Annotated in this window: 13 protein-coding genes; 8 read left to right on the forward strand and 5 right to left on the reverse strand. The window is 38.9% G+C overall.

The window, feature by feature from the left end; genetic code table 11:
• The first annotated feature begins 73 nt into the window (after positions 1–73).
• The 4 genes from CDOM15925_RS01230 to CDOM15925_RS01245 are packed head-to-tail and all read left to right on the forward strand — an operon-like array spanning position 74 to position 3,862.
• Positions 74–1,186, forward strand: coding sequence for a diguanylate cyclase (locus CDOM15925_RS01230; RefSeq protein WP_169940242.1), 1,113 nt, complete (start codon positions 74–76; stop codon positions 1,184–1,186).
• Positions 1,171–2,259 (forward strand): GGDEF domain-containing protein, encoded by a 1,089-nt coding sequence (locus tag CDOM15925_RS01235; RefSeq protein ID WP_211436627.1) that lies wholly within the window; start codon positions 1,171–1,173, stop codon positions 2,257–2,259. The genes CDOM15925_RS01230 and CDOM15925_RS01235 overlap by 16 nt, the downstream gene beginning before the upstream one ends.
• A gap of 44 nt (positions 2,260–2,303) precedes the next feature.
• Positions 2,304–3,056: a DUF5131 family protein gene (locus tag CDOM15925_RS01240; protein WP_349644304.1), complete on the forward strand. Its 753-nt coding sequence runs from the start codon at positions 2,304–2,306 to the stop codon at positions 3,054–3,056.
• An 8-nt stretch (positions 3,057–3,064) separates the two neighbouring features.
• Complete coding sequence (locus CDOM15925_RS01245) at positions 3,065–3,862, forward strand: alpha/beta hydrolase (protein ID WP_169940248.1); 798 nt, start codon at positions 3,065–3,067, stop codon at positions 3,860–3,862.
• Positions 3,863–3,903: 41 nt separating this feature from the next.
• Here CDOM15925_RS01245 and CDOM15925_RS01250 read toward each other — a convergent pair whose 3' ends face one another.
• From CDOM15925_RS01250 to thiC, 3 genes are all read right to left on the reverse strand, one after another.
• A complete protein-coding gene (locus tag CDOM15925_RS01250; RefSeq protein ID WP_169940250.1) occupies positions 3,904–5,103 on the reverse strand; it encodes a 2,3,4,5-tetrahydropyridine-2,6-carboxylate N-succinyltransferase in 1,200 nt (399 codons plus the stop codon).
• Between the two features lie 113 nt (positions 5,104–5,216).
• Positions 5,217–6,317, reverse strand: coding sequence for an Mrp/NBP35 family ATP-binding protein (locus CDOM15925_RS01255; protein ID WP_169940252.1), 1,101 nt, complete (start codon positions 6,315–6,317; stop codon positions 5,217–5,219).
• On the reverse strand, positions 6,307–7,641 hold the full coding sequence (gene thiC, locus CDOM15925_RS01260) for a phosphomethylpyrimidine synthase ThiC (RefSeq protein WP_169940254.1): 1,335 nt from the start codon (positions 7,639–7,641) through the stop codon (positions 6,307–6,309). Before thiC ends, CDOM15925_RS01255 begins: the two co-directional genes overlap by 11 nt.
• Positions 7,642–7,746: 105 nt before the next feature.
• On the opposite strand from thiC, the gene CDOM15925_RS01265 reads away from it, so the two are divergent.
• The 4 genes from CDOM15925_RS01265 (at position 7,747) to CDOM15925_RS01280 (ending at position 11,574) form a co-directional block, all read left to right on the forward strand.
• A complete protein-coding gene (locus CDOM15925_RS01265; protein WP_249934649.1) occupies positions 7,747–8,865 on the forward strand; it encodes a bifunctional 2-C-methyl-D-erythritol 4-phosphate cytidylyltransferase/2-C-methyl-D-erythritol 2,4-cyclodiphosphate synthase in 1,119 nt (372 codons plus the stop codon).
• Positions 8,862–9,752 (forward strand): response regulator, encoded by an 891-nt coding sequence (locus CDOM15925_RS01270; protein WP_169940256.1) that lies wholly within the window; start codon positions 8,862–8,864, stop codon positions 9,750–9,752. The genes CDOM15925_RS01265 and CDOM15925_RS01270 overlap by 4 nt, the downstream gene beginning before the upstream one ends.
• Positions 9,733–10,914, forward strand: coding sequence for a sulfate adenylyltransferase (locus tag CDOM15925_RS01275; RefSeq protein ID WP_169940259.1), 1,182 nt, complete (start codon positions 9,733–9,735; stop codon positions 10,912–10,914). The genes CDOM15925_RS01270 and CDOM15925_RS01275 overlap by 20 nt, the downstream gene beginning before the upstream one ends.
• A gap of 132 nt (positions 10,915–11,046) precedes the next feature.
• A complete protein-coding gene (locus tag CDOM15925_RS01280; protein WP_169940260.1) occupies positions 11,047–11,574 on the forward strand; it encodes a phosphatidylglycerophosphatase A family protein in 528 nt (175 codons plus the stop codon).
• 188 nt (positions 11,575–11,762) lie between these two features.
• Here CDOM15925_RS01280 and CDOM15925_RS01285 read toward each other — a convergent pair whose 3' ends face one another.
• Together CDOM15925_RS01285 and CDOM15925_RS01290 are read right to left on the reverse strand one after the other, a co-directional pair.
• Positions 11,763–12,206: a fatty-acid--CoA ligase gene (locus CDOM15925_RS01285; protein WP_169940262.1), complete on the reverse strand. Its 444-nt coding sequence runs from the start codon at positions 12,204–12,206 to the stop codon at positions 11,763–11,765.
• Between the two features lie 8 nt (positions 12,207–12,214).
• Positions 12,215–15,286: a cytochrome c biogenesis protein gene (locus tag CDOM15925_RS01290; RefSeq protein ID WP_169940272.1), complete on the reverse strand. Its 3,072-nt coding sequence runs from the start codon at positions 15,284–15,286 to the stop codon at positions 12,215–12,217.
• Positions 15,287–15,365 lie beyond the last annotated feature (79 nt).

Here is a 15,365-nt window from a genome sequence, read left to right on the forward strand (position 1 = left end):
TAATATTGTGATATAATTGTGTTTTGATATAGTCGCTTAAAGCAAATAAGGGTAGTTTAGGTTGATTTAAAATATGACGACAAAGTACAATATACTAAATATCCAGCATAGAGCCAATAAAAGCGGTCAGGGTCAAGTATATAACTTTTTGCTATTGCTTTTTGTGTTTATAAATATTGTAGTTTCCATATTTTTAGCAACTCAAAATATAGACTTCAAAATCATCACCGTATATCTCATTACCGCTTTAGTTACATTTGGATTTTACTACCAAAGAAGATCTTCAAAAGAAGTTGTCGTGTATTGGGTTCATGCAGCGGCTGTTTTTCACGCTGTTTTTGGAGTTTTGGTCTTTGGCTGGGGATACGGCATAGAAAATATTCTCATTTGGGCTATAGGCGCTAATTATTTTATGATATTAAAGAGGAATTTTTTCTCTTTTGTTATCATAGCTATAGAGGCTACTCTTTATCTGGTGCTTTATATTTATAGAGATAGCTTGGGTATGCAGCTGCTTGATGAGCAATTTAAAGAGGGCTGTTACGTATTTATATTTGTTTGCATATTTACTTCGTTTTTAAAAAGAACCATGGCTCTTGGCTCTATGCATGTTCAAAATTTTAAAGATATTCAGATGAGAAGCGATAGAGTTAAGGAGATATCCGAGCATGACTATCTAACAGGGCTTAAAAATCGCTCAATCGTCGAAGAGAGAATTTCTCAGATGATAAAAACCCATCTAAAACAAAGCAAGACCGGCGAAGGCAAAAAAGAGATATTAATAGCGCTTGCGGATATAGATAACTTCAAAAACATAAACGATACTTTCGGACATACTCAAGGTGACGAGGTTATAGTAGCCACTGCAGGAGTACTTAGCGAAAATTTTAGAGCCGATGAGGATATAGTCTCCAGATGGGGCGGAGAGGAATTCTTAATAGCCGCTTTCATCTCAAATAAAGGCGATGCAGAGAAAATTTTAAATAGAATTTTGCGTAAAATAAATATGATAAAGACTCCTGATGATAAAGGAGTCGGAGTAACTTTTGGAGCCATTATTTTAAGCGAAGGCGTTAAGCTTGATACTGACATTAAGCAGATTATAAAGAGTGCCGATGAGCTTTTATACGCAGGTAAAAAAGAGGGTAAAAACCGAGTTAAGATTAAAAAATGGGCGCAGGAATGACAAGGTCGTTTATCGGTTCTGATATCAGCAAAAAATTACAGATCATAATGATAGCTTTTATGCTCGTTCATGTGGTCTATTTTGTTATATTTTTGTATATCAATAAGCCTTATTTATCCATGATGAATATCGCTAGCGTTTTGATATATGTGTATCTTGCTTATATATTAAAAGATAGCAATATGATTCAAAGAGTCCTTGCGGTAACGAGATTTGAGATATTTATCCACGCTTTTGTTTGCGCCTGTGTGCTTGGATGGGGATATGGATTTCAAAATATCATTTTAGCCCTTATATCGGTGGCTTTTTTTACTAATTCCATAGGCAAGATACTTGGATATATAGTCGCGTTTATTCAGGGTGCGGCTTATTTGTTGCTATATGTTTTGTTTCATGATACTGCCGAGGTTGCAAGTAGCCAAGCTCAGCTCATATACGTATTTAACTTTTTTTTGGTAGTTTGCGCTCTTGTGGCTTTTTCCTCTCTGCTTGGAATTTTAAACACCATGATATATCTAGGTATGCTTGATAAACAGCAAGAGCTTGAAATGGCGGCAAATAAAGACCCGCTTACTCAGTTGCCAAATCGCAGGGCTTTTATAAATTTAGTTCAAGGAAACGCTTTTAACTCTAAAAGCAGCATAAGTGTAGCGGTAGGCGATCTGGATGATTTTAAACGCATTAACGACAAATTCGGACACAATGCAGGTGATGAGGTGCTAAGAAAAGTTGCGGATATTATAAAAACAAGCCTTAGGAAGCAAGACTATGCGTTTAGATTTGGAGGTGAAGAGTTTTTGCTACTTATAATAAATACGAATTTAAAAAATTCAAACATCATATTAAATCGCATTAGGGAAAAAATCCATAAACACACCTTTAAATTTGAGCAAGAAAAGCTTAACGTATCGATAACTTTTGGCTTTGTTCATGCCGATATAGACGATAAATTTGACATTGATAACGCTATTAAAGAGGCTGATAGCTTGCTAGGTCAAGGCAAAAAATCAGGCAAAAACTGTATCACGGGCAAAGTTTTAAGGGATATTAAATTTAAAGAAGCTTTATCCTGAAACTCTCTTTCGTAAAATCCAAAAACATCATCTCTTCTTCTAAAATTTCAGGCTTTAACTTCGCTATTAATCCTTATGTGGGTTGCCCGCACGCTTGCATTTATTGTTATGCCGAATTTATGCAAAAGATGAGCGGACACTCTGAAAAGTGGGGAGAATTTGTTGATATTAAGGAGTTTGATGAAAGCTCGCTTGAAAAATTTATGCGAAATTACAAAGGCGAGAGGATTTTTATGAGCTCGGTCACGGATTGTTATAATCCGTTTGAAGCTAAATTTAAAAACACTCGCAAAGTGCTTGAAGCGTTAGCAAATTCGGATGTGAATTTGCAAATTCTAACCAAATCAAGCTTGCTAATGCGTGATATCGATCTTTTTAAAACTATGCTGAATTTAAGAGTAGGGCTTAGTTTTTCTACTCTTGATGAGAATTTGCGAGCCGTTTTTGAGCCCAGAGCAAGCAGGATTAGTAAGCGTTTAGATGCGTTAAGGAGCTTAAAAGAGCAGGGCATTAAGACATTTTTATTTGTTGCTCCTATTTTTCCTGCTATTACTCCTGCGATTAAATTTGCGCATGATTACGGCGATATGGCAGATGAGATTATGTTTGACAGGCTAAATTTGTATCCTGCTTTTAAAGATAAAATTTTAGCCTTTATAGGGCGAAATTTCCCGCATATTTTAGGACTTTATAAGCAAATTTATATTTTTGGCGATGATAGTTACTACGCAGGTCTTAAATCAAATTTGCAAGATGTTTTAAACGCTAATAAGCTACAATACAAGATATTTTTTTAAGGATTTTTATGGGCAAGACCGTTTTATATCTTTCTAGTGTATTTTTTCTGTTTTATCTGGTTGTTTTAGCTCTGCTTTATGTATTTCAAGAAAAACTCTTGTTTGTTCCCACAAAGCTTGCAAGCGACTATAAATTCGAGTTTGGCGGTAAGTTTGAAGAGATAAATTTAAATGTAGAGGGCGCAACATTAAACGGGCTTCATTTTTATGCGCACAACCCAAAGGGGGCGGTTTTGTTTTTGCACGGCAATGCAGGCTCGCTAAAAGGCTGGGGCGGTTTTAGTAAATTTTATACAGATTTAGGCTATGATTTTTATGTTTTTGACTATAGGGGCTATGGCAAAAGTAGCGGCGAAATTTCAAATCAAAACGAGCTTTATAATGATAGCTACGAGATGATGAAGCGAGTGCTTGAGGATTTTGATATAGGCAAGATAAGGCTGGTCGGATACTCGCTTGGAAGCGGACTTGCGGCAAATATCGCGAGTAAATTTGACGTACGCGAGCTTGTTTTGGTTGCGCCTTATTTTAAATTTGACGAGCTGGCAAGCTCAAAAGTGTTTTTTGTGCCAAAATTTATAGTTAAATACAAAATTCCAACAGTTTCGTTCTTAAAAGAGGCAAAAAATACGAACATATCGATAATTCACGGCAAATTTGACGATCTTATAGAGGTTGTAAATTCTCATAAATTATCTAAAATTTTAAAGCCAACGGATAAATTTTATGAGATTGATGCGGAGCATAACGACATACTTCATAATGCGGAATTTGAGCAAATTTTAGAAGGAATTTTAAGCAAGTAGTCTTAAACCCGCCTTGTTTTAAGCGGGCTTAAAAGCAAATTTTAATGAAGCGCTTCGTTTAGTTTTATCGCGCGCTTGCTTGCGCTTGCCGTGATCTGACCTGTTTGGCTGTTTTGTCGGAAGTGAAGTCCGTCAAGGTTTGCAAGCTCAAGACCCTTGTAAATTTCGCGATCAAATTTGAAATTTGGATTTATCTCGTTTAGTTTTGCTCGCTCGACTTCGTTTATAAAGACCTTTGTACCTTCTAGTATCGCGATTCCCGCATCGACTATGCATTTGTCGCCAAGCGGTATTCCTGTAACTGAATTTGCGCCAAGCAAGCAGTTTTTGCCGATGCTTACAGGATTGCCGTTTGTGCCGCTTAGCACGCCAAGGATGCTTGCTCCTCCGCCCACGTCGCTTCCTTCGCCGACTACGACTGAGCTACTTACTCGTCCTTCTATCATAACAGAACCCGTCGTGCCAGCGTTAAAATTCACATACGCAGCGCCCGGCATTACCGTAGTGCCCGAATGTATGGATGCGCCTAGGCGAACCTTTGCGCTATCAAGGATTCTTGTATTGTCGCTTGGGATGATGTGGCTTAAGAAGCGCGGGAACTTATCTACGCTTACTATCGCAGGATATCCGCCGCTCATCTTTAGCCAAATTTCGTTTTTGCGAAGCCACTCAAGCTCGATCGGGATATTTCGGCTCGTCCATGCTACGTTTGGTAGCACGCCAAACGCTCCGTCAAGCACCAGGCTTCTAAGCGGAGCTTTGTTTAAAGAGAGTAGATAAAGCTTCAGATATACGATTTCAACGCTCTTTGGCTTGGCATCTTCAAACATAAAAGCGATCTTAAATTTATCTTCGTTGTTTTCCAAATCCTCTTCAAAAGCGTGCTTTATCATGTGTAAAACTTGCACGTTTTTGTGTTTTTCAAGCTCGTTTTCAAAGACGCTAAAGAGTTTGCTTGCTTTTTTGGCTACTTTTGGAGTAAATTCGGCTACAAATTCGCTATCTGTAAAATCAACCTCCACTCCGCACTTTTCAAGCGCCCATATAAACGCGGCGGCTGATAAAAAGCTTTCGTTGTAATTTACTACCGCGTAGCTTGCTTGCAGGATTTTATCTCTGTTAAGCTGCCCTCTATCTACTCTAGCGATAGCAAACGCAACCGGGTCTTTATAGCCCTTTTTAGCTCTAAATTTCTCGCAAAATTCTTTGAATTCATCCGCTGTTTTAAACTCTTTTGACATTTTTACTCCTTGTAAATTTATTTTGTGAAGTTTAACTAAATATTGTTTAAGATGAAATTTTGAAGTTGTGTTAGTTGGTTAAATCCCCAAAAACAGGGGATTTAAACTAGTTATTATTTACTGCAGGCTGATTTGCCGTCCATTACGGGCTGGATTGATGAATTGTCCGCTCCGCCGCCGTTATTGATATTTTCTATTATCTCCCAAAGGCGAGCGGCGGCTTTTTCGTAGCGTTTTGCGGTTACGGAATTTGGCTCATAAAAGCTTATCGGTTTTCCGCTATCGCCACCTACGCGCACCGCAGGTTCGATCGGCACTTCGGCTAAAACTTCAGTTTTATAGGCTTTTGCCATCTCTTCGGTCGTGCCTTTGCCAAATATATCATACTCCTTGCCACTTTCAGGACAGATAAATCCGCTCATGTTTTCTATCACGCCAGCTATTGGGATATGAAGTTTTTCAAACATATCAAGCGCTCTTTTGCTATCATCAAGTGCGACTACTTGAGGTGTTGTTACGCAAATTCCTGCTGTTACCGGTACGCTTTGAGCAAGCGTCAGCTGCGCATCGCCCGTTCCCGGAGGCATATCCAAAAATAGCACATCAAGCTCGCTCCATATAACATCTTTTAAAAGCTGCTCGATAGCTTTCATTATCATGGACCCTCTCCATATAAGGCTCGTTCCTTCCTCCATAAGCACGCCCATGCTCATCATCTCAACGCCGTGGCTAAGTATCGGACGAAGCTTGTTGCCTATAACTTGAGGCTGAGTATTTACCTCTCCAAGCATTCTTGGGATGTTTGGTCCGTATATGTCGGCATCCAAAATTCCCACTTTTTTGCCGAGTTTTGCCATTGATATAGCTAAATTTAAAGTCGTTGTCGATTTGCCTACGCCGCCTTTTCCCGAGCTTACCATGACGAAATTTTTAACTTGCGGAGCTATGTTTTTACCGCTTTGAGAGTTGCTTTTTTCCTCGGGAATTTTTGGCTGGATTATATTGATAACAGCCTCGTTTGAGCCAAAAACTCTTTGGATATCCAAGCGAAGCTCTTTTGCTATGTCGGGATTTGAGCTTACGATCTCAACCTCTACTAAAATTTTATCGCCAATCTCTACGTTTTTTACAAATCCAAAGCTTACTATGTCTTTTTCAAAGCCCGGATATATAACGCCTTTTAATCTTTCGATAACCTGTTCTTTACTTAACATCATTCTCCTTTATAATATTTCTTGAAATTTTATAAGCGCAAAATTTCGGCCCGCACATCGAGCAAAATTCAGCCTCTTTAAAAACATCCTGAGGCAGGCTTTCATCGTGAAGTTCACGCGCCTTATCAGGATCAAGAGCTAGTTCAAACTGCTTGTTCCAGTCAAAGTTATACCTAGCATCACTCATTGCGTGATCGCGCTCTATGGCGCCGGATCGCTTTCGCCCTACGTCCGCTGCGTGAGCGGCTATCTTGTGAGCTATGATACCGTCTCTTACATCAGCGGCATTTGGCAAGCCTAAATGCTCTTTTGGCGTTACGTAGCAAAGCATACTAGCTCCGTGATACGCCGCTAAAGCGCCGCCTATGGCGGATGTTATATGATCATATCCCGCGCCGATGTCGCTAACAAGCGGTCCAAGCACGTAAAACGGAGCATTGTGGCAAAGCTCTTGTTCTATTTTCATATTATACTCAATTTCGTTTAAAGGTATATGACCCGGACCTTCAACCATTACCTGCACGTTCTTTTCCCACGCTCTAAGCGTTAGCTCCCCAAGTACTTTTAGCTCGCTTAGCTGCGCTTCGTCCGTTGCGTCATACAAACATCCCGGGCGCAAGCTATCTCCAAGCGAGAGCGCTACGTCATATTTAGCGCAGATATCGCAAATTTCATCAAATGCTTCGTAAAAAGGATTTTCTTTATGATAGTGCATCATCCAGCTTGCCATAAGGCTTCCGCCACGGCTTACGATGCCCATTTTTCGCTTTGAGATTAAAGGCATGAATTTTAGCAAAAATCCCGCATGTATCGTAAAGTAACTAACACCTTGCTTAGCCTGTCTTTCTATGACCTCTATCATCTTATCTATGGTCAAATTTTCGATGTTTTTTACATCGTGTATGATTTGATACATAGGCACTGTTCCTACGGGAACGGTTGAATTCGCGATGATTGCCTCTCTTATTTTATCAAGATCTCCGCCAGTTGATAGATCCATAACGGTATCGGCGCCGTATTTGAGGCATACGGATAGCTTTTCTAATTCGCCTTCTATATCGCTTGCAAGGCTTGAGTTGCCGATATTGGCATTTACTTTTGTCTTTGCTTGCATGCCTATTGCCATTGGAGTTAAATTTACGTGATTGATGTTAGCAGGTATTATCATGCTACCTTTTGCTACTTCTTTACACACTAGCTCGGCATCTAAATTTTCGATTTTAGCTACGAATTTCATCTCTTCCGTGATAATGCCATGCTTAGCATAATACATCTGTGTCGGTGTTTTATCGTTTAATCTATCTTTTATCCAGTCTTTTCTCATTAGCTAATTCTCCTAAATAAAATAGAAATAATACTACTCAAAAAAAGATAAAAAAAAGCTTTTTAAGTGTATAATATCGTAACACTTTTGTAAAAAGGATGAAATTTGTTTGATATATCGCTTATCATGCTTGGAGCCGGCAACTCAACCAGATTTGAAATGCCCGTAAAAAAGCAGTGGTTACGTATAGGAGATGAGCCGCTTTGGTTGTTTGCCACTAAAAATTTAAGCTCTCATTATCCATTTAAAGATGTCATAGTGGTAAGCAATGAGGCTGATTACATGAGTAAATTTGCGCCACATTATAGCTTTGTGCGTGGTGGAGTTACACGTCAAGAGAGTTTAAAAAACGCTCTTAATAAAGTTAGCAGCGAATTTGTTCTGGTTAGTGATATAGCTCGACCCTGTATCGGTGCGAATTTACTATCAAAGATAATAGAAGGTTTAAATAACGCCGACTGCGTAGTGCCGGTGCTTAAAGTCGCAGACACGGTCTATCTTGAAGATGATGTCGTCGATAGAGATAGGGTAAAGCTAGTCCAAACTCCGCAGCTTTCAAGAACCGATCTGCTTAAAAAAGCCTTGCAAAGCGATAAAATTTACACTGACGATAGCTCGGCTATGAGAGCGATAGGGGCTAAAATTTGGTATGTTTTAGGCGATGAAAACGCTAGAAAGATTACTTTTAAGGAGGATTTGGCCAAAATTTCTTGCTTAGAAGCTGTGAAAAATGAAATTTATCTTGGCAACGGCTTTGACGTACATGCCTTTGAAGAGGGAAATTTCGTAACAATTTGCGGTGAGAAAATTCCGCATAAATTTAAATTCAAGGCTCATTCTGACGGCGATGTGGCAACTCATGCCTTAATAGACGCTATTTTAGGAGCGGCATCGTTAGGCGATATAGGCGAGCTTTTCCCTGACACTGATGATAAATATAAAGGAGCCGATTCGATAGAGCTTTTAAAGCAGGCGTATAAGCTCGTTCAAAGCGTTGGATTTGAGCTGGTAAATGCCGACATAACCGTTATGGCACAAGCTCCGAAACTAAGCACTTTTAAGCTTAAGATGGCTCAAAATATCGCACAAGCGCTAAATATAAGTGCAAGCAGGATAAATGTAAAGGCAACAACTACGGAAAAATTAGGATTTGTCGGGCGTGGCGAAGGCATAGCCGCAAGTGCGACGGCAAGCCTTAGATATTATGATTGGACGCAAGCATGAAAGTTTTAATAGTAGAAAATGAAATTTATCTAGCTCAGAGTATGGCGACTAAGCTAGGGGATTTGGGCTATGAGTGCGAGATAGCAAGGACGGTAAAAGAAGGGCTTAAGAACGAGTATTTTGATGTTGTGTTACTTTCTGCAACACTGCCGGGTGAGGATTTTTATAAGATCATCAACAAATTTAAAAGCTCTATCATCATCTTACTCATAACCTATATAAGCAACGATACCGTCTCAAATCCGATAAAAGCGGGTGTGAGCGACTACATACAAAAGCCTTTTATGATAGAAGAGCTTGTGCGCAAGATCAAACATTTTGAGGAATTTAAAAGGCTGCAAAGCTTCATAAGGACTTATCAGGATTATCTGAATTATCATTTTAAGGCGGTTTCTAATCTGAATTTTGATTTTAAGAAACTCAAACTTCCTATGCTTATAAAATGCAATAAAATAATAAATGCCGATAATTTCGTATTTGAATACGCAAAGGCTATGAATTTATCCTTTAAATTTATCCCGCTTGATCAAAATCCAGATTTTGAAACCATAGCAAAAGACAATCCTAGAGATTTGCTGTATTTTTCAAATTTTCAAATTTTAAGAAGCGACGATAAGAATAAAATTTACAACCTCGCGATAAAAAGAAAGCTTATAATAAGCTCTACCAATCAGAACGAAAGCGCAAATTTTGAAATTTTAAATATCACTACCGATGAGAAAAATTTCCAGATAGATGAAATTTTGACTATTGATGATTATATCAAGCATATTATAGTGAATTATCAAGAGAATTATCCTGACACCGAGCTTAGTAAGAAGCTTGGCATTTCGCGTAAATCGCTTTGGGAAAAGAGGAAAAAATACGATGTTGTCAAGAAAAAATAACACTATATTAATAAACGAGGAAGCTTACGGCGCACTTGAGCTGATTCACAATCAAATTTTTAGCAAATTTAATCGCTTGATGAATGAAAAAGAGGCGCAAGAGGTGTATGAAACAGGCTTTTTAAACGGTGAGCCGATGCCTTATAGCTTTATTTTAGCCCCTTTTGGCAAGCGCAACCAAGAGTGCTTAAAAAATGCAAAGAGCGGAGACAAGATCGAGCTTTTAAAAGATGATAAGATAGTCGGACACATCGTCGTTGATAGTGTTTTTAAATTTAACCAATCTAAAAAATATCAAAACATCTTTCATGCCAATGAGACTATCCAAACTGAGCTGATTCAAAGCGGAGAGCTTGCGGTAAGCGGTAAATTTGAAATTTATAGCGATATATTTAAAAAAGTAAAAGAGGAGATAGCAACCGTAAAAAACGAGCTAAACGCGCAAAAAATAACCGCCGTAATGCTAACTGCCGAGCCTTTTAACAGAGCTCATGAGAGGCTTATTAGGATGACGATAGATAAGGCGGACATAGTGCTTTTGTTTTTGCTTAAGAGCTACAAGAGCGACTGGGAGATAGAATTTGGGCTTAAAAAGCGCGTAATGGAGTATTTTTCGCAAAATTACCTACCCAAAAATCGCCTTATAATAGTGCCTTTTGAAAACTCAAATTTATTTAGTGCGCATATGAACCCGACTCTTGAGTGTATAGCCGCAAACAGTCTTGGCGCAGATAAGCTCGTTGTCGGGCAAAATCACGCAGGCATCGGGATGTTTTATGATCAAAATGTCGCGCATACCATACTTGAAAAATACAAAGAGGCTTTAAAGCTTGAGATAATCGTGCTTCCTGAGCTTGTGTATTGTAACGAATGCAGGACGATAGTAAGTACGAAAACTTGCCCGCACGGACAGCATCATCATATAAAATATCACACAAGCACTCTTAAAGCGCTTCTTCAACAGGGAATTTTGCCTCCTGCGATTTTGATGAGGCGGGATATCTCGGCAATTATTTTAAGTGAAGTTTTTCCGAATAGATTTAAGAATCTACAAAAGCTTTATGATGATCTATTTCCAAATTCGGGACTTCTTGAAAATCATACCGAGAGAGAATTTTATGAGGAACTTATGCAGCTTTATCAGACGACTTCGCTTACTTGATTTTGTCTTTGGCTGCGACTTGTTAAATTTGAGGCTTAAATTTATGCAGCTTAAGATATCTTTATGTAAAGCGGTTTGGCTATGTTTTGCCTTAGATATAAAGCCGGAAATTTAATAATTTTAAGGAAATTTATGCAAAAACTATTTTTAACCTTTTTTTATACGGGACTTAGTCCAAAAGCGCCCGGCACCGTAGGGAGTATCGCAGGAGCCTTGGCGGCTTATCTTATACTGGTTGTATTGCCTCCTGAGACGCTATTTTTGTCATCTATTTTGCTGTTTGCCGGAAGTATCGGTGTTATAAATAAATACGAAGAGCAAACGGGCGTGCATGATGATAAAAGTATCGTTATAGACGAGGTTGCAGGAGTTTGGCTTGCGCTTTCGATGAGTTCTATTACGGTGGTTCAGTTTGTTTTATCGGTAGTGTTGTTTAGAATTTTAGATATCACGAAGCCTTCTATCATTGGGCGGGTTGATAGAGGAGTTAAGGGCGGACTTGGCGTAATGGGCGATGATATGCTAGCGGGCTTTTTTGCCGCCTTGATGAGCGCGATTACTTATGCCCTACTTGTGAAATCTGGACTTGATTACGAATGGATTAATCTTCAAATGCCGTTTTACGAAGTGCCAAATATGATAGAGGGAATTTTAAAATAGACTAAGTAGGCATAAATTTGAAGAAATTTATGCCTGTATTGCAAATTTAACAACTGAATCTAATGTTTGTATTTTTCTTTTTGCTATCTTTTTATAAATTAATCGTATTTTAAAGATTGGAATTGTTAAAATGTAAGATGCGTAGGCTTAATTTAGGCATCTAATGGATTGTAATTTACTATCGGAATTTACTTCTTGCGCCTTGCTTTACCTTGTTCTTCGTATAGTTCTATCTCGTTTGCATAGGTCGGATTTTTCTTTTTTAGTTCGTTATTCATGAACGCTATTAGCTTCGCATCGGCATTTGAGTGGCTTGCAAGAAGAAGGATAAAGCTTAGATAAGCTTTTGCTTCATTTGGAATTTTGCCGTTTTGTTTAGCGGGTATGCTAAATTTATCAGCAAAGATTTTAAGCGCGCCAAACAGCTCGTCTTTGGTTGAGGATTTGTTCGCTACTATATCAAGCAAGGAATTTAAGTTGATATTTTCATCCGTTTTTAAAGCAGGCTCGCTTGATACTTTAGGCTTTGGTTGAGGAGTTCTTCTTAGCTTAAATATGATCAATAGCAGTATGGCGATGACTGCCGCTACTGCTATTATCAGTGATATTATAACTATGGATTTGGTATCCAAATTATTCCTTATAGTCTTACATTTGGCGACTTTCTAAAGTATGCCGCGATAGCTATTATTACCATTATAAGCATGGTTATCCATACGAAATCAGGTACCGGCACCGGATCGCCCGCCGCATACGAGTGCATACCGCTTAAATAGAAATTTACGCCAAAATAAGTCATTATAATAGCCCAATAAGCAAACATCGAGCTAACTGCAAAAGTGTATTGGTTGTTGAGTTTTGGAACAAATCTTATATGCAAAACTACTGCATAAACCAAGATGGAAACGAGCGCCCAAGTCTCTTTAGAGTCCCAGCCCCAGTATCTTCCCCAGCTTTCGTTTGCCCAAACACCTCCAAGGAAGTTTCCAAGCGTAAGAAGGCTAAGACCTAATATCATCGCCATTTCGTTGATACGTGTCGCTTCAAGGATATTTCTTGATATCTCTTTATTTTCTTTTTTGCCTTGGAATATAAATAGTATAAGCGAAAACATTCCAAGCAGAGAACAAAGTCCTAAAAATCCGTAGCTAGCCGTTATAACAGATACGTGGATAGTTAGCCAATATGACTGAAGTACCGGCACAAGAGTAGTGATCTGCGGATCCATCCAGCTAAGGTGAGCCACAAATAGCGTAATGCCTGCTAGAATCGAAGTAAGCGCCATCGCGATAGGGCTTTGGCGAGAAAATACAATACCAGAAAGGCTTAGTGCCCAAGCGATGTAGATCATGGATTCATACGCATTACTCCAAGGCGCGTGCCCCGAGATATACCAGCGAAGTCCTAGTCCTGCCGTGTGTATCAAAAAGGCCAGGATATTTACCGAATAAACTATCTTAAACATCCAGTTGATGTTAAGTCTAGGGCGAGCCATCTTGATAAATACGAATATGAGCAGAGCAAAGCCCGCTAATAGGTAAAATGGCGTTAGAGAATCAAAAATTTTATATTTGTTAAATAAAATTTCCATATCTATGCGTTTTTTAGTAGGCATTACCGCAGAGCCGTGCTCTTCTTGGTATGTTTTTATTTCTACAAGCGCTCTGTTTGGCACGCTCCAGTTGCCGCTTCTGCTCGCATCGCTTACTCCCGTAAAATAATCTTGTAAAATCCTACTAATCGGCTCTCTTTCCTCTTTAGGAAAATACATCATCGCGCTAGCCGGCGCATACCAAGTATGGTTAGGATCATCTATCTTTGGAAACATCGTGAAAATTTCACCGACAAATACCATATAAAGTATATTTAGTCTCTCGTCTACTTTTTGGACGTCTTTATCAAAAGTTCCCCTTTCGGCAGGACGCTTTCTGTTGGCTTCTTCGGCATATTTGGTTAGCTTGTATGTGCTTTTAGTTGTGTTTTGATCATAGGTAAAAAAATCGTTAAATTTAGCGTATTTTGCATTTTCATCTACGCCTATCATCTTTTTAAGATCTTTGTTGTGAATCGCTATTATCGGAATTTCACGCCAGTATGGAGCATTTACCATCATAGAAAGCATGACTTGATTTGCGTTCATGCCGTTTATTGTATCTTTTCTATGAACTTTATTTAAAATTTCTCTTGCTATCGTATCAAAAGGCTTCATACGACCGTCTGCGCTTTGAACTATGACGGTTGAAAGCTCTTTTGCGTGATCTGCATTTATGTTCGGAGCTTCGTAAGCTTCAGCGCTTGGCGTAAATGCACAGGCGGCAAATATAACAAGCAGGCTTGCTACTTTCTTTATGGCGTCTTGATTTATAAGTTTTGCAAGTTTTCTAAATCTGCTATGAGGATTTACCACGTTAAAAAATAACCCGACTCCAAGCAAGAAGTATCCGAGGTAAGTAGGAATTTTGCCAGGGTCTTTATTTACAGAAAGGATAGTGCCTTTTTCGTCCATGTCGTAAGAGCTTTGGAAAAATCTATATCCTGCATGATCTAGCACGTGGTTCATGTAAATTTTATAGTCGTAATTGCCGGTTTGACTATCTTGCACGACTACGTCGCTTGAGTAGCTCATCGGAGAATTTGATCCCGGATAGCGTTTAAGCTCAAAGTCTTTTAGGTAAAGAGAAAACGGAAGCACTATAGGTTGAGCGCCCCATGTAAGCGTAAAGTCCTGTCCTCCTACGGTTTCATTGACGGGAATGACGTGGTTTTCATAAAGGATCACCTCTTTATTTTCGCCCTCAAAGCTTAAATTTGCCACGATTGCGTCAAAATCGCCATTTTTGCTAACAAGCCTTCTATCGGCCTTTTCTAAAATTTTTCTCGGAGCGAAATTTATCGTTCCTATCGTATAAAGCTGGCTAGGCAAGAACTCAACCTTGTCTTTTGCGGCATATTCGCCTTTGTCGTTTGATGCCATAATGAAATAGCCGATATTGTGGCTTGAATTCATACTAAATTTGCCGTCTTTGTATTCAAACTGCACGAATTTTTCAAGTGTCGGCTCGGTGTTAAATACAAAGCTAACTCCTCCAAGCTCTCTAACGCTACCAGGTCTTAGAGCTACCTCTTCTCGGTTTTGCGTATCTGAAACCACAAGCTCTATTAAAGCTTCGCCGCTACCTGATTCAAAATACTCAAATTCGGCACTTTTATAGTAGGCTTTGTATGTTAGATTCGCCTTTTTGCCTTCTATATCAAGGCTCATATCAAATTCGTTTGGACTCATTGAAGTTATCTGCTTTGGAATAGCTACTTTAAATTCCTTGCCGTCTTTTTTGGTCTCCATAGTTATCTTTGAGCCCATCTCATACATTGTGTTTTCGGCAGTATTTTCTCTGATATGAATATTGCCTTCAAACCCAAGATAACGCGTCATAGCAGAGCCTAGCAGCATGAAGAGAAAACTAAGGTGAAATATAAAAACGGGAAGTTTTTTAGAATCAATAAGCCTGTAGCGGTAGATATTGTAAGCTAAATTTATACCTAAAAGCAGTTGGATCGCAGCGAACCAGCCTGCACCATAAACCGCAGCCCATGCGCTTTTAGTATCGTAATAAGTCTCGATAAACGTAGCAAGACCGCTTGCGATAGCAAACAAAAGCAACAATATAAGAGCTGAAGTCATACTAAAAAATATAGATTTTACCCCTCTCATTATTATCCTTTTTAAATTATCAAATGGCACATTATAACAATATTTCTTTAAAAATTTCTGCGCTTAGTTATTAATATGT

The sequence above is a fragment of the Campylobacter sp. RM15925 genome (genome assembly GCF_012978775.1).
GTDB lineage: Bacteria > Campylobacterota > Campylobacteria > Campylobacterales > Campylobacteraceae > Campylobacter_A > Campylobacter_A canis.